Raw genomic sequence first — 21,736 nt, 5'->3', positions numbered from 1 at the left:
CGATCGAAACCGGAGCTGCTCATTTCCGCCGGATCAATCGAGCAGATGCAGCGTTATATAGAGGCCGGAGCCTCGGCCGTCCTTATCGGCGAATCCAGGTTCGGGATGCGCCAGCCCGGCGATATTCCGGCGGATCGATTGCCGCAGGCCGTATCTCTTGCCCATAAATCAGGAGCGAAAGCTTATGTCAATATGAACAAATTGTTTCGCAATGACGAGCTTACGGCATTGCCGGACTATTTGATTCGCGTTCAACAGGCCGGCGCGGACGCAGTTGTGTTCGGTGATCCGGCGGTTCTCATGAACCTCAGGCAGCATACTCCCGATTTGCCTTGGCATTGGAACGCGGAAATGACCGGCACCAACTCGGCCACCGCTTCTTATTGGGGTCGGCGCGGAGCGGTACGGGCAGTTGCAGCCCGCGAGCTGAACGAAGAGGAAATTGTGGACCTGAAGGATAAGGCGCAAATGGAAGTGCAGATCCAGGTTCACGGTATGACGAATATCTATTACTCCCAGCGCAATTTGCTGCAAAGCTATTTGGAGCATTTGGGGCGGGAGGTCACATTAATTCGCAAAGGCCCGGACCAAGGCCTGTACCTCGTCGAAGTAGAGCGCCCTGAGGAGAAATTCCCCGTTTATGAAGATGATAACGGCACACACGTGATGAGCCCGGACGACATCTGTTTGCTCGAGGCGTTACCCGAGCTGTTGAACGCCGATATCGACAGCTTTTATATCGAAGCGCTGCTGAAGACCGATGAGTACAACGAAACGGTGCTGAGAAGTTATCGAAAAGCCGTTGACAAATGGCATGCGGATCCGGATGCTACCGGTTCGAACAGTCGTGGCTGACGGATATTCAGAAGCTTCAAAGTCCGGATCGCGAGCTCGGTTTCGGATTTTTATACAAAGAACAGGTTTATTAGGAGGTGCAACGATGGTTTCAACCGCGTTACAGGATAAGCCCCGGACAACCGGTAAAAGGCAGCGGCTGGCGAAGCCCGAGCTTCTGGCGCCGGCAGGCAGCTTGGAAAAGCTGAAATTTGCCGTGCACTACGGGGCTGATGCGGTCTATATCGGCGGACAAAAATACGGCTTACGCTCCAATGCCGACAATTTCAGCATCGAGGAAATGCGCCAGGGTGTGGAGTTTGCCGCGAAATATGGAGCAAAAGTATTTGTCGCGACCAATATTTATGCCCACCAAGAGGATCTGGCCGGCGTGGCCGATTACTTGCGTGAGCTTGAAGATGCCGGCATTTCCGCAATCATTGCGGCCGATCCGGCCATCGTAGAAATCGCGCAGAAGGCGGCGCCGAAGCTCGAAGTTCATCTAAGCACCCAGCAATCGACGATGAATTGGCAGGCCGTTCAGTTCTGGAAGGAAGAAGGTTTACCGCGTGTGGTGCTCGCCCGTGAAGCGACGATGGATGAAATCCGCGAAATGAAGGCACGTGTCGATATCGAGCTCGAGGTGTTCATTCACGGCGCCATGTGTTCCTCCGTATCTGGCCGCTGCGTGCTTTCGAACCATTTTACCGATCGCGACTCCAACAGGGGCGGCTGCTGCCAATCCTGCCGGTGGAAATACAACTTGCATGCGGACGAGACATCCATCGCCGAAGTGGATCAGAACCTGTTCACCATGAGTTCCAAAGACTTGTGCATGATTCAGCATATACCGGACCTGATCGATGCCGGAGTCGACAGCTTCAAAATCGAAGGCCGGATGAAAAGCATTCACTATGTAGCTTCCGTCGTGAACGCATACCGGCAGGCCATCGACTCTTATATGGCGGACCCCGAAGGCTATGTGCTTCGTCCCGAATGGGTGGCCGAGATCGGCAAAGCCGCGAATCGCCCGCTCAATACTGGGTTTTTCTATAGCGTGCCGGGTGCGGAAGAGCATATTTACGAAGCGGAAGAAAAGCCTGCTCCTTATGACTTCGCCGCGGTCGTAACCGATTACGACGCCGCCGAAGGCATTGCCACCGTGCAGCAGCGGAGCCCGTTTCGCCCCGGTATGGAAGTGGAATTCATAGGACCGGACGGCCGGCAGTTCGCTCAGCAGGTTGGAGAGATCACGGATGAAGACGGCAATGCCCTGTCCGTGGCGCGCCATCCGCTGCAAAAAATACGGCTGAAAACGGCGCAGCCGGTTATGCCTCTAGACCTAATGCGCAAACGGCTGCAATAAATATTTTCAAGGAAAGTAAAGGAATTTATCAAGACTTGTCGAATTTTATTTGACAAGTCTTTTTTTTGCTGCACGCACAACGTGATAGATGGGTCGGAGGTTGTATGAAACGGATGAAAAGATTGCTGCGGGATCGTGTAGGAAACATGAACTGGAAAGAATGGACGAGGATTGAGAACCCGATCCGGTCCGTGGGCATGAAGCTGTTTTTGCTTATTTTTTGCAGCATATTAGCCGTCGTTCTCTGCTTGGGATGGTTCTCTTATTCCAGGTCAAGCTCCATAATCAAGCAAAAGGTTGCGGATGCCAGCGAACAAACAGCTCAGCAGACAGCCGGAAAAATCAACTTGCTTCTTGACGGCTATGAGCGGCAGTCCATGCAGCTTTTTACCGACAATAATTTCAACACGGCGCTGAACACGATGAGGGTCGCCGGCAACGAGAACTTGATTGCGGGACTTGCCGCTCAACTTAACGAACGCTTGAATGCGATGGCCATGGCCGATAGAAGCATAGAATCGATTACCATGGTTCCTGACAATCCGAGCCGCCCATTCATTACGACGGGCAGTTCCATACAGAAGGATAAATTTGTGAAAGCTACATTCCTCAAGTCGATCTCCGAAGGAATCGGCAAACCGGTCTGGATTCCGACGATGACCAAAGGCATTGACGAGGCGCGCAGCCAGCCTACCTTTGCCCTCGGCCGGTTTTTGAATCAAGGGGAACCTTATTATCTCATCGTAGAAATCAGGGCTGCGGCGCTGGAAGAGCAGATGAAATCCGTAAATTTCGGCGAAGGCAGCAGCACGTTTATCGTATCGCCCGACAAGAAGATCGTATACAGCCAGCAGCCGGCAAAGTTAGGAACATCCTACGAGTATGAGATGCCTGACAAGGACAAATCATCGACGGTTACGATAGACGGGACCGATCATCTTTCGACGGCGGGTATGATCGATAAAAACCAATGGCAGCTCGTCGGCAATATCCCGGTATCGTCACTCGTCAAGGATGCCAAAGCCATCAGTACTCTTACCTGGATTATGACTGTAGTGGCCGCCTTAATAGCCGGGGCAATCGGGTTAGTCGTCGTATTGTCTGTGGGCCGTCCCCTCGGACAGCTTCGCACGCTGATGAACGAAGGCGAAAAAGGAAATCTCACCGTACGTTCCACCATTCGCAAAAAAGACGAGATCGGGCAAGTGTCCGACAGCTTTAACCGCATGATGGAGGAAATCACCGGGCTTGTCCGTCAAACCAACCTCTCGGCGCAGGAAGTGCTGGCAACGGCTGAAGCCTTAACCGAGTCCTCACATAAAACAGCCGGCGCTGCGAAGGAAATAGCCGTAGCGACGGAGGAGATAGCAACCGGTGCGACGAACCTGGCTACCGAGTCGGAAAGAGGTACCGATCTCACCGTACGCATCGGCACACAGGTTCAGTCGGTAATCGACTCGAACAACGAAATGGGCCAATCTGCGAACGAGGTCGAGCAGGCCAGCCGCAAAGGCTCCGATTACATGGGCACGCTCATACACAAAACCGGGCAAACCGAAGAAATGACCCGGTCGATGGTTGAAAAGGTAGATAAGCTGAAAGAAAGCACGCGCTCCATACGCAAGATCCTGGACGTTCTCGGCAACATGACCAAACAAACCAATATTCTTTCGTTGAACGCTACGATCGAAGCGGCTCGGGCAGGCGCGGCAGGCAAAGGCTTCATGGTCGTTGCCGACGAAATTCGTAAACTGGCCGATCAGTCCCGGCAGTCGATCGGTGTTGTCGGTGAAATTGTAGAAAACATTCAGCGGGAGATCGACGAGACGGTAGCGGTACTGTCCAAAGCGTACCCCATCTTCCGGGAGCAGATAGAATCCGTGCGCGAAGCTAACCACATCTTCCTCACGGTTCAGAACAATATGACGGGCTTCGTGAGCCGTTTGCAGTCAGCGACCGATTCCGTCAAGCAGCTGGAAAGCGCACAATCCACACTGTCCCTCGCCATGACGAATGTGAGCGCGGTCGCCCAACAATCATCGGCGACATCCGAGGAAGTCGCGTCCCTCAGCAACGAGCAGCTGAATATCAGCGATGGGCTGGTACAGCTGTCCAACCGCTTGGAAGCCGTCTCAGGCCAACTCCGCGAGTCTTTAAGCCGGTTTACCGTTTCATAAATCACCACTGAATATAGCAGACAAGGAGAGCAATACATGCCTTGTCTGTTTTTTTGCGTTTGAAGGCACTTACACCGCTTATTGACCTGCATGCTTGAGCTTCATGTACCGCTTTTTTACCTGTCTGAGTGAACTACATATACCCCTTATTTACTTGTCTGAGTGAACTACATATTCCGCTCACTTACCTGTCTGAGTGAACTACACATACCGCTCACTTACCTGCATGCCTGAGCTTCATATACCCCTTATTTACCTACCTGAATGAACTACATATATGCATTTCACTCAGGACCTCTGGAAAGGGGTGTAGCGGTTGTAGGCAGTTCACTCAGGTGCACTCAAGAAGAAGGGTAGAGCAGATATATGCACTTCACTCAGGTGTACTCAAAAAGGGGTGGAGAGCAGGTATATGCATTTCACTCAGGAATGCTCAAAAAGGGGCGGAGTGGGTTGTGGTCCTCTGACTACCAAAACGCAGTTTGGCAATAATAGAGAGAAAGAGAGGTCGGTTAGGAGGTTAGAGGCAAGATGAATGGGCAGTGGAGGATGCGGATTGTTCATATATTACTGGTAATCGCCATTATATTCGGAGTTGAAGGGGCACGGTTGGCGTGGGTTCAGCTTGGTTTTGGCGGTGCAACTACGGCAGGCGCGTCATTGGTCAAGCGTGCGGTAGAGCAGCGGTCGGATGCGCTGGTGCTGGATAGCGGGAGGGGGCAGTTCAGGGACCGCCATGGACGCTTGATCACAGGGGAGACCGTTCAAAGCCTGGCAGCCTTCCCGGACTACGGCATGCAGCGGGGGCCAGAGCAATCGCTAGATCAGCTCGCACAGTCGATAGGCGTGAAATCAGAACTGCTTGATGATTGGCTAACGAATCTGCGGACACCGGAAGTTTGGAGACCGACAGGCTCCCTTCGTGCGCTGGATTTAACGGATGCGCAAGCCAGGCAGGTGAAACAATCGCAGCTGCTGGGAGTTACGGTATTGCCGTACCGCAATCGTTACCCCGTCGGCGTATCGCCGATTCACGGGATTGGTTACATTTCGCAGCATCCGGAGCGGGTGCATGAAATCTATGAGCAGAAGCTTTCAGACCATCACATCCAGGAGACGAGTTCGATCGGCGGTTCCGGCTTGGAAAAGTCGATGGACCGTCTGCTGCAAGGTGTAGGGCCGACAACAGTCGCACAAGTCACCGATGCGTCGAGACGACCGCTGGAAGGATTGGGACTGCGTGTGATGACGCCGGACAATCCGCACTATCCGGTCCAGGTCATTACAACATTGGATCTAGAGCTGCAGCTGGAAGTGGAGAAAATCATGCACAAACACGGGGTTCGCAAGGGAGCCGCCGTTGTTCTTGATGCCGTCAATGCCGATATTGCCGCGATGGTATCTATGCCGGCATTGAATCCGTACCACATTGCCGCCGTGAACACCGATGAACGCAACCACGCGATCACAGCTGCCGCACCGGGCTCCGTTTTTAAAATCGTCACTTTGGCTGCCGCGCTGGAATCAGGCTTATAACCGGGAAAGAGAAATTCCGTTGTATCGGCCACTATCACAAGTATGGTTTAAAATGCTGGAAAGAAGGCGGGCACGGCGTTCTCACGGTGGAACAAGCTTTTGCGGAGTCGTGCAACGTCGTTTTTGCACAACTGGCAGATCGCATGGACCCGGCTTGGCTGCAGATTACAGGCGATAGAATGGGACTCGGAAGGCAAATCGCGTGGAGCACTTCGAAGTTTGTGGACGGTAAACCTCTGCGGCTGTTGGAAGAAGAAGAGCCGGGTGTCATATTCACCGGCCCCGAGCATGCGAAGGATGGAGGAGTGCGCACGGGGACCGGCATCGGACAGCGCGATGTGCGTGTAACGCCGCTGCAGGCTGCCAACATGGCTGTCACTTTGCTCCACAATGGGAACGTCTACTCACCCCGTCTCGTTCGCGAAGTGAGATATGCGGACGGCAGCCTCCTGGCCAAGCTGCCTGTCCACTCCGCGCCGTCGCAATATGGGCAAATCAAGTCGGAGACGGCTGCATTTTTGCGGGAAGGGATGAGGTCCGTCGTTGAGAATGGAACTGCGTACAACTCACTTAAAAATTCAGAATGGCCGCTGGCAGGGAAATCCGGAACCGCTGAACAGGCGGGTAAAGAAAAAGCCCGCAACGACCATTGGTTTGTCGGTTACGGGCCTGCCAAAGGAATACCCCAATATGCAGTTGCTGTACTGATCGAGGATCAACCGGCCGAACGGAGAAACCGGGCGGCGGCTCTATTCGGCGATATTATGGACGCGCTGCGCCGTCATCAGGACCTTCGGGAGCAGGCTGAGGCGCCAAAGGCGGGACGATAAACTCTTCGCGCGGATATCGGATCCATATGTTGAAATAACCTTGGTCGTATAAGGCTTTGAGCAGAATCATCAGAATCGGCGCCAAGATCAGTCCGGCCACTCCGAACAAGGAGAGGGAGATCATCATAAACGCCAGCATCGTGAATGCGGAAACGCCGACGGTCTGGCCGGTGATGCGCGGCTCCAGGAATTGTCTGGCCAGAGTGACGACGACGAGCAATCCGGTGAGCCACACGGCAAGATTCGTGTCACCGACAATGAACAGATAGACCACCCAAGGAATGAAAAGCGTATTCACTCCAAGCAAAGGGAGAATGTCGAATATACCTGCAAGCAGAGCGATAGAGAAAGCATTATTGACGCCTAGGGAAAGCAGGGTGATAAAGATGATGCCGAAGGTAATGCTGATCAGCATGCCTTGAGCTTTCAGGTAGGCGCCTATGCCTTTGAATACATTGTTGCGCAGAAATTCAGCGGCCACCTTCAGCGTTTTGGGAGAGCGTTCTTTGCCGAGACGTTTCCACGTATCGATCTCCACGCTTAAGAAGTAAGCCAAAATAATTGCAATTGAAAAATTGAGAATAAAAGAAGAGAATGAGGTGAGAAATCCGACCAGCCACCCAAGAAAGATACCGGCAAATTTAGCCCCCTGCGCGGTGATGAACCCCACAGCTGCGGTTATTTTATCCCTGATTTCGGCGGGGAGTAAAGACATCCGACCTTCCACATTGCCGGTCAGACCGGCAATTTGTTCCTCAAACATTTTCTGGTACTCAGGGAGATTGTCGATCAACTGGGAAATTTGCTGTGTAAAAATAAATCCGATGCCAATGAAAAACTGCAAGGATGAGCAACGTGAACAGAAGGACGCTGATGCCGGAGGCGATCGATTTGCGCACTCCCCATTTATTCAGTCTTTTGGCCAACGGTTCGATACACAGAAATACGATAAAAGAACAAAAACGGGTGTTGCGATGTTGTACAGGTAGCTGAACACATACATAACGAGCCACACGGTGAGCGCGATGATGCCGATATCGAACACGGTGCGCCAATATTTCTGATATAACGATAACATCCGATTATCCACCTTTGTCAGCATACAAGCTCCCGTGGCTTGTACCGAGTTATAGATATTGTACACGATAACAAAAAAGATGCCTATTATCATGCGTATTTTAAAGCCGCGTATGATAAAATAGAGGGAAGCGCAGAACCGCAGGCACTATATTATGCGATCAAGATGGTGGGGAAGGCATGGAGCTCATCCTTTGGATGATTTTTTATTTTTGGACTTTTTATGCATTTCTACCCGCGCTGATCAGCCGAATCTTTGGTTTTCGGGTGTTCTTGCGAGGGAAAACGGAACGGGAAATTGCGCTCACTTTTGATGACGGCCCGGATCCTATATATACGCCGCAGCTCCTTGATCTGCTGAAAAAAGAAGGAGCGAAAGCCACCTTTTTCGTGGTAGGAGAAAGTGCTGAACGTTATCCCGAGATCATCGCGCGTATTCATGACGAGGGACATATTATAGGAATTCATAATTACGTGCACCATACCAATTGGTTTATGCGTCCTAGAACGGTCAAGCGGCAAATTCACCGGACCTCCGATATTATCAAGCGGATCACCGGTACGAGGCCTATGTATTATCGCCCGCCTTGGGGCATTGTCAATGTTTTTGATTATGCGAATTTGGGCTATTTGCAGATTGTGTTATGGACTTCGATGTTCAGCGATTGGCGTATAAAGATAGGTGCCGACAAACTCTATAAGCGGATGAGGCGGCATCTTCGCCCGGGCGAAGTGTTGCTGCTGCATGACTGCGGCACGACGTTCGGGGCCGATCGCGACGCGCCCGCGCATACGATAACGGCATTGGAGCGGATTTTGGCAGACGGGCGGAACCTGGGTTACCGTTTTGTCGGTATCGACGAAATGATCACCTTGACAGAACAGCGCGGGCAACAACAGAAGGCCGGGAAATCGGTTGTAAGGAGATCAGCTGTGAAGACGCATCCATCTGATGGTGAGCAGGGAACATCGATAACCCCCTTGAAGAAAGTACTCGTCAGCGGCTGGATGTTGTGGGAAAAGCTATTTCATGTGATGTTCCGACTGCGTCCTCTCGGAGACGGCAAGTCCTTCAACTACCGCGTTCGCCGTTACGCCGGTCCGCCGCTCGATTTGCGGGGAGATACGACGCTTCATTCCGGGGATTATGTGATGGAGCTTCATTTTGAGAATCAGATGCTGTTCGACATGGGCAGGAATTCCCGCTCCAGTCTGCATACCGGAATCAAGCTGATTCGCGAGGTGGAGAGGGCGCTGCCGCATTTGGCACGCGAACTCAGCACCGCACCGCACGGCGATCAAGTTAAAGGACTATATGGCGTTTCCATGATACACAGAGGGTCGGAGTCATTAGGCTTTGAGACGTTTGATCTGCCGCGCGGCCTTTTCTCCTGGATGACCAACTTCTATTTAAAGGTTCTCATGCGTGTCATCCATCCCGAAGGCAACGAAAGAGTACGCCACCAGGGAGAGAAGCTGTCTCCTCGTATGCTGCTGATGCCTCGCGATATTTTGCTGTCTTGGGCGGAGTCCAAAGTTCGGCTGAAGCCGAACAGAACTGCGAAAAAAGAGGCGGAAACAAAGGCAGCCGCCCCGGCGAAAGAGCAGGAAAGCCCGCCTTTTGAAGACACGCGATCGATCAATTTATCCAAGTAGAAGGTATTTTCTCATAATGAAAAAAAAAGCTGTCCCTAGCACAACTTGTGCTTGTGGGACAGCTTTTTGTTATAGCTACGCGTAAGTTACATCTTCATTACGCCGCCGGTGCTGGCCGACGTGACCAGTGCGGAGTAGCGGGCAAGGTAGCCGCGTTTGATTTTCTGTTCGAAGCCTTTCCATTCCGAACGGCGGCGGTCCATTTCATCATCTGTGATCTGCAGCGTGATGGAGCGGTTGTTCAGATCGAGCTCGATCATATCACCGTCGTTAACGAAAGCGATCGGGCCGCCTTCAGCCGCCTCGGGAGAGATATGGCCGATCGAGATGCCGCGGGAAGCGCCGGAGAACCGGCCGTCGGTAATGAGGCCGACTTTGGCGCCGAGGCCCATGCCGACGATTTGCGATGTCGGAGCGAGCATCTCAGGCATGCCGGGGCCGCCTTTCGGCCCTTCGTAGCGGATAACGACCACATGGCCTTCTTTGACTTTGCCGTTGGCAATACCGGACAAGGCATCGTCTTGGGAGTCAAAGCAGATGGCAGGACCCTTCAGGTACCCGCCGACGGATTTGTCCACCGCGCCTACCTTAATGATGGCACCGTTAGGAGCCAGGTTTCCGAAGAGAACGGCCAAACCCCCGCGCTCGCTGTGCGGGTTGTCCAGTGTACGAATGACGTCCGTATCTTTAATCTCGCATCCGGCGACATTCTCGCGCAACGTCTTGCCGGTGGCGGTTAACGTATCGCCGTGCATGGCGCCTTCTTTTTTCAGCAGCTCGTTAATCACTGCGCTCACGCCGCCTGCGTTGTGCACATCTTCAATGTGATAATCGGATGCTGGTGCAATTTTGGCAAGATGCGGCACACGTGACGCCACTTCGTTGATTCGCTCGATCGGGTAATCGATGCCGGCTTCAATCGCAAGGGCGAGCGTGTGAAGTACCGTGTTCGTAGAGCCTCCCAGAGCCATGTCGAGAGCAAACGCGTTGTCGATGGCTTCTTTGGTCACGATGTCGCGGGGTTTGATATCCTGCTTGATCAATTCCATCAATTGGCGTGCGGATTGCTTGACGAATTCTTTGCGTTCCGGTGCTACGGCAAGAATCGTTCCATTGCCCGGAAGAGCCAAGCCAAGCGCTTCAGCCAAACAGTTCATCGAATTCGCTGTGAACATTCCCGAGCAGGAGCCGCAAGTCGGGCAGCCGTATTGCTCGAGCTCCGTTAAACTCTTTTCATCAATTTTACCTGCTTGGAATGCGCCGACACCTTCGAATACGCTGGACAGCGAGATGGAACGGCCGTCGGAAGTTTTTCCCGCTTTCATCGGTCCGCCGCTGACGAACATGGTCGGGATGTTAACGCGCAATGCGCCCATCATCATACCCGGAGTAATTTTATCGCAGTTCGGAATGCATACCATTCCGTCGAACCAGTGAGCGTTGATCATAGTCTCTACCGAGTCGGCAATGATTTCACGGCTGGCCAGCGAGTAGCGCATGCCGATATGTCCCATTGCAATCCCGTCATCGACGCCGATCGTATTGAATTCAAAAGGTACTCCGCCCGCTTCGCGGATGGCTTCCTTAACGATTTTACCGAATTCTTGCAAATGGACATGTCCGGGGACGATGTCGATATAGGAGTTACAAACGGCAATGAACGGCTTGCCGAAGTCTTCTTCCTTAACGCCTGCAGCGCGAAGCAAGCTGCGGTGCGGGGCGCGGTCGAAGCCTTTTTTTATCATATCCGAACGCATTTTCGGAGTTGACATCCAAGTCCCTCACTTTCCATCAATCGAGATTGTTTATCTCTGAGTCTATCACAAATTCAGACAATTTGACTATATAAGAAGAGGCAATTCAGTGGTTTTCTTACTTCTGCGGCCGAAGCGGATCCAATATAGGCCGGTCGCCGAACAGCGGCGCGAGCCCTTTACGCTGCGTGCGCAGGGCCATGCCGTCGATGTGCCGCCTGTCCATGACCGCCGCATTTTGCCGAAACGCAATATAGGGTGACGGCCCGACCGAACAGAACAATGCGAATCCCTGAGCCTGCAAATACTGAAACTTCGGATCGTCGTACTTCACGCTGCTGCCGAACGGATAAACGAAAATGTCGGTTGGACCGACCAGCGGCTCCACTTCTTTTTTCCATCGGGCGGTATCTCTCTTCAAACGGGAAAGAGAAGATTTGTTCACGTCCAGATGGCCCCAGCTGTGGGAGGCGAAAGTCCAGCCGGATTCTTTCAATTTCTTCACGATCTGCTCGGCTTCGCGCTTTTCATTGTCATAAGAAGCATCGTCCGGATTATTCGTGCGATAACCTAGAACGCCTTCATATCCGGTCAAAGCCAGCAGCCCTTTGGCGCCCTGCCAGGAGAAATCGGGATGCTCCTTCACGAAATCGTCCACAATCGGCACCAGATCCCACGCGCGGGAAGTTTTTTCTTCTCCGTCCGGTGTTCTGCTCCACGCCGTGACGGTTCCATCCTCATCGGCAACGAGGCGCCAAATATTCCCGTTCTTCCTCATGTAATCGTAATAATTCACATCGTCGACGGAGAGGATCAGCGGCTTTTTCCCGACAGGCAGCGTCAGGGATTCCTTTTGCACAACGGAACGACCGTCTTTCACTTCCACCCGGTATAAGGAATGTATGTCGATCAGCATATAATTGCGTTTGTATAGTTCATCAAGCATGGCGAGAAACTCCGGGACGGTCACGAACCAATTGTCATAGCCTTCGGACAAGGAATCGCCATCGAATGCAAGCTCGGGAAACGCGATCAAAGGATGAAAGAAAATGTGCTCCACCGGTCGTTCATATTGGACGAGCTGTACCGGAGGGGGTTGGCTGGGTATCGGAGTTGAGGGTATAGGCTCATTGGTTTGTACGGGAGCTTGCGTTGGCGTTGCAGCCGGCGGAGAGGATACAGCAGGGGGCGGATGGCTTGCTTCGGTGGGCTGCACTTCGACGGAGGATGGAGATAAACAGCCGGAAGGAATGAAGAGGATAAGAAGCGCCGCAGCAGCTCGCATAATGAAACCCTTCATGGGATCATCTACTTTCGTGAACAGATTACCTAAATAGACGATGCAGCCGCATAAAAAGTTAAAAAAAAAACAGCCTCAATCTTTACGATCGGGCTGCTTCTGATCCGGGAACAAATTGGCCAATCCGGCGAAAGGTAAATTTTCATAATGATCGGTTTTGTACACGACTTCACTTTCCACCTTCGGTTCTTCGCTCAGCTTGTTGCGCTTGAACTGCATCCGGTCGTACAGCTTCACCAGAATTTGCGCCGTATTCAAAGCGTCGTCCAACGCCCGGTGATGGGAGCCGGAAAAAGGGATTTCAAGCATCTCCAACGCGGGCTTCAATCCCATCTGCTGGTGCTTTTCCAGCTTGAAGATTTTGGAAAGCATCTTTTGGAGGTTATTGTGGTTCACGATCCAGTCTGTTGCGATATGATGCTGCCGACATTCCTGCACAAACTGCCGTTGGTCGTCGGGACCCCATGCGCACAAGAAATACTCTTCAGGCCCGATCCACTCGATAAAATCCCGAATCACTTGGGCCAGAGTGCCGGCGGAGTTCACATTTTCCTGCGAGATACCGGTAAAAGAAGTCGTATCCGCCGTCAATTGCGGAACGATGACCGGTTTTACGAACGACTGGAACGTGCTGATGATCTGGGGAATCTCTTCCACCAGGCCTACCTTGGCCGCTCCGATTTCTATAATTTCAGCGATTTGGCCTTTTTTGCGCCGCACCGTCATTTCCAGGTCATACACGATAATGGTCACGTTAAGCACCTCAAGGACATTCGATCGAAAAAATCCGTACCTTTGTTATTATAGACTTCTGTCCGCATTTTGTCAGGGTAAAAAAAAAGAAAGGCAAAGTACGCACCCGCAGGGCCGGTTCATGTTGTCCTTGAGGTTCTTATTTTGTCTAAACGGCACTCTTCATTCATATACATGGACCAAAAGGAGAGTGTCAACGTGGACCAGACGGTGAGGCGTTATCACCAATTGAAACAAAAGCAAAAGGAAATAGAGCAAGAGCTGGCGGAGCTGCGTCAACAAATTATGAACCATTGCACGGATCAAGGACTGACGGAGTTCGAGATCGGCAATTACAGCGTAAAAATCATCGCGCAAGACAGAAGAGAGTACGACGAGCACAAGCTTTATCGTGCTTTGCCTGCTCTGTGGTGGAAAATTTCCAAAGCCGATTCCTCTAAAATATCGAGCATGTTAAAACTAAACGACATTACTGAAGATGACCTGCAGGGTACATATACGATGAAGAAAGTTTCTTTGCTGCACGTGGATCGGAAGTAATCACATGTCAGCAGTTCGGCTCCCGCTGATTGTACGTTCACTGTACATGGCGGGATTTTTTGCTATTCCATTATTGCTGGTTGTTAACAAATAGTTCGTGCGAAAATGATATAATTTGATAAAATAAGTGCAATTTTGGAGGAACGTGCGCAGCCCTGCTCTACTGTGAAATCGGCAACCGCCAAAGGAGAGGAGCGACTGAGATGAACAGTGCTCGCAACATTCACAACACAAAACCCGTAAAGCTAACCAGATCGGCTATGAGCAAACATTTGAAAAGCATGAGCCAGGAACAGCTTATCGAACTCGTGAAAGAGTGCTTTGACGCGAGTAAAGACATGGAAAGGTTTCTCGCCGTTAGAATTATGGGGAAAGAAGCGGTGCTGTCGCTTTTTCATGAATACCGCAAGAAGGTTGAGCATGAATTCTTTCCCCAACGTGGTCATGGCAAGCTAAGGCTGGCGGAGGCCAAAAAAGCGATTTCCGATTTTGAGAAACTGACAGGGAACGCCAGGTACAGCCTTGAATTGAAGCTGATCTATGTGGAGATGGGTGTAGCTTTTACCGTTGCTTACGGCGATATCGATCAAAGGTTTTACAGCAGCATAGAATCGGTGTATGCCGATGTTATTGGAACGGTCATTGCTGATGACAGCGGCGAACTGCTCCACGAATATAAGAATCGAATTCACGCCGTTGTGTCCGATAGTCAGGGCATCGGCTGGGGCTTTCACGATAACTTGTCTGATTTGTACAATGATTTAAGCTGAATTAGGACGTGATCTTCATGAATGGCAGCAAGAAAAGAAAAAAGACAAACCGGGAAAATCCTGTATTTCCTGCAGTCGAGCAAGATGAGCATTTCTATTTTATTGCAGGATATACAGATGGCGGCGCGCCGTATGGAATTACATGGGAGGAACATGAGTCGAAACAAAGCTATGTCTCGGACTCTCGAATAGATATGAGGGAGAGCCGAATGCAGGAATTGAAGTTGACGGAGCGGCAACTTCAGGAGCTTATTGAAACCTATGATATGCATGTAGATGGAATTGAATTTTTCTTGAATATCGAAACAGGTGATATTGTTACGCTAAATTCTTTCGACAGGGATGAAGAAGACCAGCTAATAAGTGAGATTATTGAAGAAGCGTTTAACGAAATATATTATCGCATGCCCTACAGGGAGTCAGAGGAAGGGTATATGGATATGTTCGATTTTGCAGAAACCGTCTCTAACGAAAAAATTGAGAAATAAGCTGTTTAACATATTACACGGCGGAAGAAAAATATTCCGAAAGTTCAAGGATGCGTTATCTTCAGATGGCCAAGAATTGCAAAGGTATTACACTTTTATGGAAGAGCGGAATCGCGAGCGTGTCATCGATTGGCTGGAATCTATTAATGTGAAAGTAACTATTGTTTGAAATAAGACTCTGGCGAACATATACTGTCAATAGAGGTGGAAATCAATGTCACGAAAGGAATTGATTGAACCTAACCATAAACTGATTTTAGGTATTGCCCGGGCCAACGAGGTAATTAGGATTAGTATATTCGGTTCTGTTGTCCTCGCCGAAGATCATGAAGCAAGTGATATTGATTTCTAAGTGGAGTTTGAGGAAGGCAGGACTCTCTTTGATTTAATACGCTTGAAGAATGAACTGGAACACTTATTAGATTATTCTGTTCATGTAGTAACTGAGAGCTCAGTTCACTGGACATTAAGAGATCGAATAATTAGTCAGGCCGTTCAATTATGAAGATGCTAAGGTTTACTTATACATGTATGGATTTGTTAACAATACTTATCGATGGACGGTGATCGAGTTGGAGCTGAAAGGCAATAAACTCGGGGGGAAAGCAAGCAAAATTATTGCGAGCGATCTTACGAAACCTCGTAGAGATCCTTTGGAAAACAAACAGTTCGTGCAGCAAAGTCTGGAAATAACCAAACAGGTGAATAGGGACAAGAAGTAGCGTCCACTCTTAGGGGACGCTATTAATTTTTCATAAATATAGTCGATTTTCCTTAAGTGCTTTGTTGAGATCTTGATGAAAGATATAATTAAAAATTGTATCGCACAATTTTAGAAATCAACTCTTTCAAAAAAAGTGGAGGATTGACGGCTAATTATGTCGAATAATTTACCTCAAATTTGATTACTTAACAACAACAAGCGAGGTTGCCCACATGATCGACAAAGTCATCCGCATCTTTAACATCATCAACGCTATTCAGGCGAATCCCGGAATCTCGGCGGCCGATCTGGCGCTCAAATGCGAAGTGAACATCCGAACCATCTACAGGGATCTCGATATTTTAAGTCTCATCGCACCGGTGACCAATGAAGGACGAGGCACCGGCTATCGGTTCATGGGCAAGTTCTTTCTCTATCCTCTTAACTTCTCTGAGCAGGAGGCGCTTGTTTTTTCGCTGCTGCCGTCCGTGTTGGACAAGGACAAGCTGCCACCGGGCTTTGATACGGCTTACGATAAAGTGATGGCGACCCACTTAAAAGAAAAATCACGTCAAAACAGCATCATCGAGGATATCACCGACATTATACAAATGGGCACACCGGCGTACCGGAAGGAAAGTCCCAATTTTCTTCAGCCCATCATTCAAGCCATTCTGGAGCACAAAAGTATACATACCGTCTACCATACGCAATACCGCAATGAAACGACCGAGCGCAAAATCGATCCCTACTACCTCGTACCCCGGGATCAACGGTTCTATCTGATCGGTTATTGCCATTTAAAACAGGATATTCGCACGTTCCGCATCAGTCGTTTTCAGAAGGTGGACAATACCGGACAGTTGTTCGACAAGGGCGATTTCAACATCAAGAAATATCTGAAAAACACATGGTCGATCGATCGCGGAGAGAAGAACATCACTTACAAAGTTCGGTTTAACGCCGATGTGGCCCGATATATCAAGGAAGAAGAGCTGTTCGTTCACCCGCGCATGAAAGATCAGAAGGACGGCAGCATGATTTTCGAAGTCACCGTCAACAACGAAAAAGAGTTTCTGAAGTGGATTCTCCAATACGGTCCATCTGCAGAGATATTAGAGCCGAAGTCGGTGCGGGAGTCGTTGAAGCTGCAGCTCTCTGAATGGATCGGGATGTATCAATAGTACGATTGCTTACTGAAGGAGGCTCCTGAAATGATGCTTCAGCTTGATCGGTACAAAGGAAGTCTGGTCGGGTTAGCAGTCGGCGATGCTTTGGGTACGACAGTGGAGTTCAGCACACCTGGGAATTTTAAACCGGTGACGGAAATGGTGGGCGGCGGGGTGTTCGGGCTGCAAGCGGGAGAGTGGACGGATGACACTTCCTTGGCATTGTGCTTGGCTGAAAGTTTGATTGAATCGGACGGATTTGACCCTGTCCATCAGATGACACTGTACACACGGTGGTTTCGCGAGGGCTATCTGAGCAGTACGGGTCACTGCTTCGATATCGGGGGAGCAACCAAGGTTGCGCTCATCCGTTTCGGGAAGACGGGCGAGCCTTACAGCGGATCTACGAATCCTCATTCTGCCGGTAACGGGTCGATCATGAGACTGAGTCCGGTACCGATGTTCTATGCTGCGGATCCGCAACAGGCGATTGCTTTTGCTGCGCTCAGTTCCAAAACGACTCATGCCTCCGAGGAATGTGTGGACGCCTGCAGGTTAATGGCCGGTTATATTTTGGCGGGGCTCTACGGCTGGCCAAAGGAACGTATGCTGGATCCCTCGGCATTTGATGATTGGTTCGACACGGGCTCATTGGCGCCCAAAATCTCTGCCATATTGGCCGGCTCTTATAAGCACAAAGAACCTCCGATCATCAAAGGCTCGGGATACGTAGTGGAATCTCTCGAAGCGGCACTGTGGGCATTTTATAAGACGAATGATTTTGAAAATGGGGCATTGACCGCGGTCAACCTGGGAGACGATGCGGACACGACAGGTGCCGTATACGGGCAGATTGCCGGCGCGGTCTATGGTTTGGAGAGTGTTCCTGTTCGGTGGCGCGAAAAGCTCGCTATGGGCGGTTTGATCGAACAGTTTGCGGAAGGACTGTATCGTAAGGCGACTTCGCTTCTTTAAGGAGAGGCGGAGTTTTGTATTTTCGAACATATATTCGGTGACATCCTGCTGCCGTTAGGTTTTCGTACAATGGGCTTATCAACGACAGGGGGTTTTGTTCGATGAAACAGACAATCGCCTTCACGCAGGCTTGGAGCCGGCCTTATCTTTCGACAGGCGGCGCGGAAAAAAGTTTATCTACTCATTGAGGCCAGAGGCAACGGAGAAGAAAAGGACAAGGATCGCGCGCCGATCAATCTGTCACTTGTATTGGACCGAAGCGGCTCCATGACCGGTGAACCGCTGGCATACAGTAAGAAGGCTTGCCAGTTTGTCGCCGATCAGATGGATGTTGCGGACGTGCTGAGCCTTGTCACGTTTGATAGTCAAGTAAAGACGGTTCTTGCTCCCTCCAAGGTAACCCATAAAGATTTGATCAAACAGCGAATAGAATCAATTGAGACGGGCGGCACTACCAATTTGAGCGGCGGGATGGTCGAAGGCGCTCAGCATGTTCGGAAGGGTAAGGAGGACGGTATGATCAACCGCGTCATCCTGCTGTCTGACGGCCATGCGAATCAAGGCATCACTGACCGCGAGAAGCTGTTCGCAATCGCTAAGGAATATCGCTCTTCCGGTGTCGGCATCACAACCATGGGCGTAGGCGACGGATTCGACGAGGAACTCATGGAAGGCATCGCTGAGCACGGAGGCGGCAACTTCTACTATATCGATAAGGCCGACGATATTCCGTCAATCTTCAATCAGGAACTGCAGGGATTGCTGTCCGTGGTGGCCCAAAATGTGAAGCTCACGATCACTCCCTCGGAGGTAACACATGTCGTAGGCATTTACGGTTATCAAGTGGAGGAGCAGCAGGGTAAGCCGGTCATCCACGCCGGTGATCTGTATCAGAATGAAGTGAAGTCCATATTGGTGGAGCTTGCATTTCATCCCCATACCCAGGGAGAACATAACGTACTGCAGCTCGCATGGGAATATATCGACGTTACAGAAGGTGCTCAGGCTTGCTCCTATCAGGTCGACGTTGCCGCGGAGTTCACTTCGGACATCAATCTCCTGAACCAGATGGGAAATCCCGAGGTTGAGCAGCAAGTACAGCTCACGAAGTCGGCCAAGGTCATCGAATCGGCGATGGCAGCTTTTGATGACGGCGACATGGAGCAAGGACAGACCATGTTGAAGCTGCAAGCAGATGAAATGCTGCAGATGTCCGTTGCAATGAACAGCCCCATCATGGCCGAAGAATCGGCGAAGCTATATAAGCAGCTGGAGAACTTCGAATATTCCAGCAAGAAACGCAAGGAGCTTCACCAGGAGAAGTACCGCCGGATGAAGCGGAAGTAAACAGATAAATCCCCTCAACCTTTTGCATATGGGAAGGTGAGGGGATGTTTTATGTCGAATTTTGAAGGCAGTAACAGAAAGATTATCGGGGGAACGAGTATGAGTTCTGCGGTACTATGGGAAAGGATTATTGAGCGGGCAAGAGCCTCAGAGTTTGAAATTCCTACCGCGCCTCGGGTGCGAAAGACGCCTCTGTGGTTTAGGGTCAGTTCTAAAGGGAATGCCCTGTTTATCAGCCAAGCAAAAGATAACGCACCGAGTTCCTCACTGAAAATGCCTAGAAGAATTACATACGATGAATTTGAGCGCATTTATCACTATTATGATTTGCGATTGAAGGGAGCAGCTGTCAGTCAGGAAGTGCTCGCTAAGTCGGTGAATACAGTCTATATTTACGGGCTTATTGCTGATGCTCGTTCTGGTCATTAATAGAAATGATCATAAGATGACTAGAATGTAGACGCATATGGTAGACAGACTTGTTGAAAGAGTATTATTTTTAAGATATACCTAACAATGGGATTGTTGTTACAGAGGAGCTAATATCATGATTATCTATTCCAGCACGGCGATCGACTTCAAAACTACGGTAGACAACAATAAAATTGCATCTGAGATCGAACAGTCTTTTATAAAAAAAAATGAATAAGAAACCCAACATTGCGGAGATTCGATCTTGGAATAACTCCATGCAATTCATGGAGAGGGTAGTAAGATTATCTGGAATAGCGGATGACTGCGGAATCATGATAGAATTCAATATTCCATCTACGAGTAAAAGGGTTGACTTCATAATTACCGGCAAAAATGAAAAGGGGTCGGATAATTACGTTGTTGTGGAACTGAAACAGTGGGATTCAGCTGAAGCTACTGAAAAGGAAGATGTGGTTCGCTCTTTCGTTGGGGGAAAGGTACGAGAAGTAGCCCATCCGTCATATCAGTCATGGTCATATAGGCAATTTATGGAGGATATGAATGAAGCGATCTACAGCAATGATATCACAGGTTATTCGTGTGCATATCTCCATAATTACAAAGGTAGCGTGCCTGAACCTCTAAAGGGCCAACAATATAGCAAGTATATCGATGAAGCGCCGTTATTCTTTTCAGACGATTCAATGAAACTCCAAGAATTTTTGAGAAGGCATGTCGGCAAAGGTTCCGGCATGCATTTGATGTACCAGATTGAAAACGGAAAAATCCGCCCTTCTAAGAAGCTTATCGATCATGTGGACAGCCTGTTTAAAGGTAACTCGAGTTTTGTCATGCTTGACGAACAGAAAGTGGCTTATGAAACAATAATGAACCTAGCCCGAAAACAGGGAGAGAAGCGCAGCATCATCATACAGGGAGGGCCTGGTACTGGTAAATCCGTTATATCTGTGAATGTGCTAGGTGGGTTGCTTCGAAGTAAGTTGAACGTCAAATTCGTTGCGCCCAACGCTTCATTCCGAAATGTTATGGTAAACAAGTTGGTTAGTCAGAATCCTAAAGATCGCACAAGGATCAAGAATTTATTTTCGGGCTCAGGTTCTTTCTACAGCGATCCTATAGATTTATTTGATGTGCTGATCGTCGATGAAGCACACAGGTTAAAGCAACAAGGCGCGTTTCAATATTGGGGTGAAAATCAGGTCAAGGATATCATCAAGGCTTCCAAAGTCAGTGTTTTCTTTATTGATGACAGCCAGCGGATTAGACCAGAGGATGTTGGCTCAGTTGAAGAAATCAAAAAATATGCTGCGGAATATGGAGCTGAAGTACACGAGTTGCAATTAAATGCTCAATTCCGCTGTTCCGGTGCGACGGGTTTTATTCAATGGGTAGATAACGTTTTACAACTTAGGGAAACAGGAAATTATGACGGCTGGGACAAAGAGTCGTTCGAATTTAAAATCTGTGATACCCCTAACGAAGTACATGAGACGATCAAGGGTAAAGTCAGAGAAGGCTACAATGCGCGGATGCTTGCCGGCTATGCGTGGGAGTGGACAGCGGAAAATAAGGGTAACCGAAATGGCGAAGTTGCCGATGTAACGATACAAGAGCACGGTTTTGAAATGCCATGGAACGGTCGCTCCATTTCAACCGATTGGGCGGTTCACGAAGGCGGTCTGAATCAAATTGGTTGTGTGCATACTTCACAAGGGCTCGAGTTCGACTATGCAGGTGTCATTATCGGTGATGATTTGATATATGAGTCGGCCACGATGAAACTTAAAGCAGATTACAATGCTTACAGAGATAAAGTGGGTAAAAAGGGCTTAAAAAAAGAGCCAGAGAAACTAGCGGAATTAGTAAAGAACGTATACAGAATATTGATGTCACGAGGAATGAAGGGGTGTTACGTTTTTTGCAGGGATCCGGCAGTGCAACAATATCTAAAAAGAGTTATGAGTTAATTAAAGGCTAGATTACTGAAGTACTCATGATGGTGACCGTGTATCTTTCATGACAGCTA

The 21,736-nt window shown here is 49.8% G+C and carries 18 protein-coding genes and 2 pseudogenes; 16 read left to right on the top strand and 4 right to left on the bottom strand.

Annotated elements, in window-relative coordinates; genetic code table 11:
* The first annotated feature begins 45 nt into the window (after positions 1-45).
* The 5 genes and pseudogenes from SD71_RS00365 (at position 46) to SD71_RS25345 (ending at position 6,743) form a co-directional block, all read left to right on the top strand.
* A pseudogene (locus SD71_RS00365) lies at positions 46-929 on the top strand (peptidase U32 family protein).
* An 11-nt stretch (positions 930-940) separates the two neighbouring features.
* Entirely contained in the window at positions 941-2,200 is a 1,260-nt protein-coding gene (locus SD71_RS00360; protein ID WP_041058288.1) for a peptidase U32 family protein, read from the top strand.
* Positions 2,201-2,313: 113 nt separating this feature from the next.
* On the top strand, positions 2,314-4,377 hold the full coding sequence (locus SD71_RS00355) for a methyl-accepting chemotaxis protein (RefSeq protein ID WP_235426931.1): 2,064 nt from the start codon (positions 2,314-2,316) through the stop codon (positions 4,375-4,377).
* Between the two features lie 531 nt (positions 4,378-4,908).
* On the top strand, positions 4,909-5,913 hold the full coding sequence (locus SD71_RS25350) for a penicillin-binding transpeptidase domain-containing protein (RefSeq protein ID WP_052475803.1): 1,005 nt from the start codon (positions 4,909-4,911) through the stop codon (positions 5,911-5,913).
* Complete coding sequence (locus tag SD71_RS25345; protein WP_082033950.1) at positions 5,901-6,743, top strand: penicillin-binding transpeptidase domain-containing protein; 843 nt, start codon at positions 5,901-5,903, stop codon at positions 6,741-6,743. The genes SD71_RS25350 and SD71_RS25345 overlap by 13 nt, the downstream gene beginning before the upstream one ends.
* Here the strand turns inward: SD71_RS25345 and SD71_RS00345 are convergent.
* A pseudogene (locus SD71_RS00345) lies at positions 6,676-7,821 on the bottom strand (AI-2E family transporter). The gene SD71_RS25345 and the pseudogene SD71_RS00345 sit on opposite strands and share 68 nt — an antisense overlap.
* A 179-nt stretch (positions 7,822-8,000) precedes the next feature.
* Here SD71_RS00345 and SD71_RS00340 point away from each other — a divergent pair.
* Positions 8,001-9,476 (top strand): polysaccharide deacetylase family protein, encoded by a 1,476-nt coding sequence (locus SD71_RS00340; protein ID WP_052475801.1) that lies wholly within the window; start codon positions 8,001-8,003, stop codon positions 9,474-9,476.
* A gap of 86 nt (positions 9,477-9,562) precedes the next feature.
* Here the strand turns inward: SD71_RS00340 and ilvD are convergent, their stop codons facing one another.
* From ilvD to SD71_RS00325, 3 genes are all read right to left on the bottom strand, one after another.
* On the bottom strand, positions 9,563-11,233 hold the full coding sequence (gene ilvD, locus SD71_RS00335) for a dihydroxy-acid dehydratase (protein ID WP_041059549.1): 1,671 nt from the start codon (positions 11,231-11,233) through the stop codon (positions 9,563-9,565).
* Between the two features lie 115 nt (positions 11,234-11,348).
* On the bottom strand, positions 11,349-12,515 hold the full coding sequence (locus SD71_RS00330) for a polysaccharide deacetylase family protein (RefSeq protein ID WP_052475800.1): 1,167 nt from the start codon (positions 12,513-12,515) through the stop codon (positions 11,349-11,351).
* 90 nt (positions 12,516-12,605) lie between these two features.
* Positions 12,606-13,283: a 3'-5' exonuclease gene (locus SD71_RS00325; protein ID WP_082033948.1), complete on the bottom strand. Its 678-nt coding sequence runs from the start codon at positions 13,281-13,283 to the stop codon at positions 12,606-12,608.
* Positions 13,284-13,481: 198 nt separating this feature from the next.
* Here SD71_RS00325 and SD71_RS00320 point away from each other — a divergent pair, with 198 nt between their 5' ends.
* From SD71_RS00320 to SD71_RS00280, 10 genes are all read left to right on the top strand, one after another.
* The gene (locus SD71_RS00320) at positions 13,482-13,823 is read left to right on the top strand and encodes a hypothetical protein (protein ID WP_235426930.1); all 342 of its coding nucleotides are present in this window, start codon (positions 13,482-13,484) and stop codon (positions 13,821-13,823) included.
* Between the two features lie 203 nt (positions 13,824-14,026).
* The gene (locus tag SD71_RS00315) at positions 14,027-14,593 is read left to right on the top strand and encodes a DUF6155 family protein (RefSeq protein WP_052475799.1); all 567 of its coding nucleotides are present in this window, start codon (positions 14,027-14,029) and stop codon (positions 14,591-14,593) included.
* Positions 14,594-14,610: 17 nt separating this feature from the next.
* Positions 14,611-15,081, top strand: a complete 471-nt coding sequence (locus SD71_RS00310; protein WP_041058285.1) for a hypothetical protein — start codon at positions 14,611-14,613, stop codon at positions 15,079-15,081.
* Positions 14,966-15,250, top strand: coding sequence for a UPF0158 family protein (locus tag SD71_RS24500; RefSeq protein ID WP_235426970.1), 285 nt, complete (start codon positions 14,966-14,968; stop codon positions 15,248-15,250). Before SD71_RS00310 ends, SD71_RS24500 begins: the two co-directional genes overlap by 116 nt.
* 358 nt (positions 15,251-15,608) lie before the next feature.
* The gene (locus SD71_RS00305) at positions 15,609-15,803 is read left to right on the top strand and encodes a hypothetical protein (protein ID WP_041058282.1); all 195 of its coding nucleotides are present in this window, start codon (positions 15,609-15,611) and stop codon (positions 15,801-15,803) included.
* Between the two features lie 214 nt (positions 15,804-16,017).
* Positions 16,018-16,968: a helix-turn-helix transcriptional regulator gene (locus SD71_RS00300; protein WP_041058279.1), complete on the top strand. Its 951-nt coding sequence runs from the start codon at positions 16,018-16,020 to the stop codon at positions 16,966-16,968.
* A gap of 30 nt (positions 16,969-16,998) precedes the next feature.
* On the top strand, positions 16,999-17,928 hold the full coding sequence (locus SD71_RS00295) for an ADP-ribosylglycohydrolase family protein (RefSeq protein WP_041058276.1): 930 nt from the start codon (positions 16,999-17,001) through the stop codon (positions 17,926-17,928).
* A gap of 144 nt (positions 17,929-18,072) precedes the next feature.
* Entirely contained in the window at positions 18,073-19,275 is a 1,203-nt protein-coding gene (locus tag SD71_RS00290; RefSeq protein ID WP_326998686.1) for a vWA domain-containing protein, read from the top strand.
* Between the two features lie 51 nt (positions 19,276-19,326).
* Entirely contained in the window at positions 19,327-19,704 is a 378-nt protein-coding gene (locus tag SD71_RS00285) for a hypothetical protein (protein ID WP_041058270.1), read from the top strand.
* Between the two features lie 317 nt (positions 19,705-20,021).
* Entirely contained in the window at positions 20,022-21,677 is a 1,656-nt protein-coding gene (locus SD71_RS00280) for a DUF2075 domain-containing protein (RefSeq protein WP_200889529.1), read from the top strand.
* The last annotated feature ends 59 nt before the right edge of the window (positions 21,678-21,736 follow it).

It is taken from the genome of Cohnella kolymensis, assembly GCF_000829465.1.
GTDB classification, from domain to species: Bacteria; Bacillota; Bacilli; order Paenibacillales; family Paenibacillaceae; genus Cohnella; species Cohnella kolymensis.
Note: the sequence above shows the minus strand (reverse complement) of the source record. Positions and strands in the feature narration are given on the sequence as shown.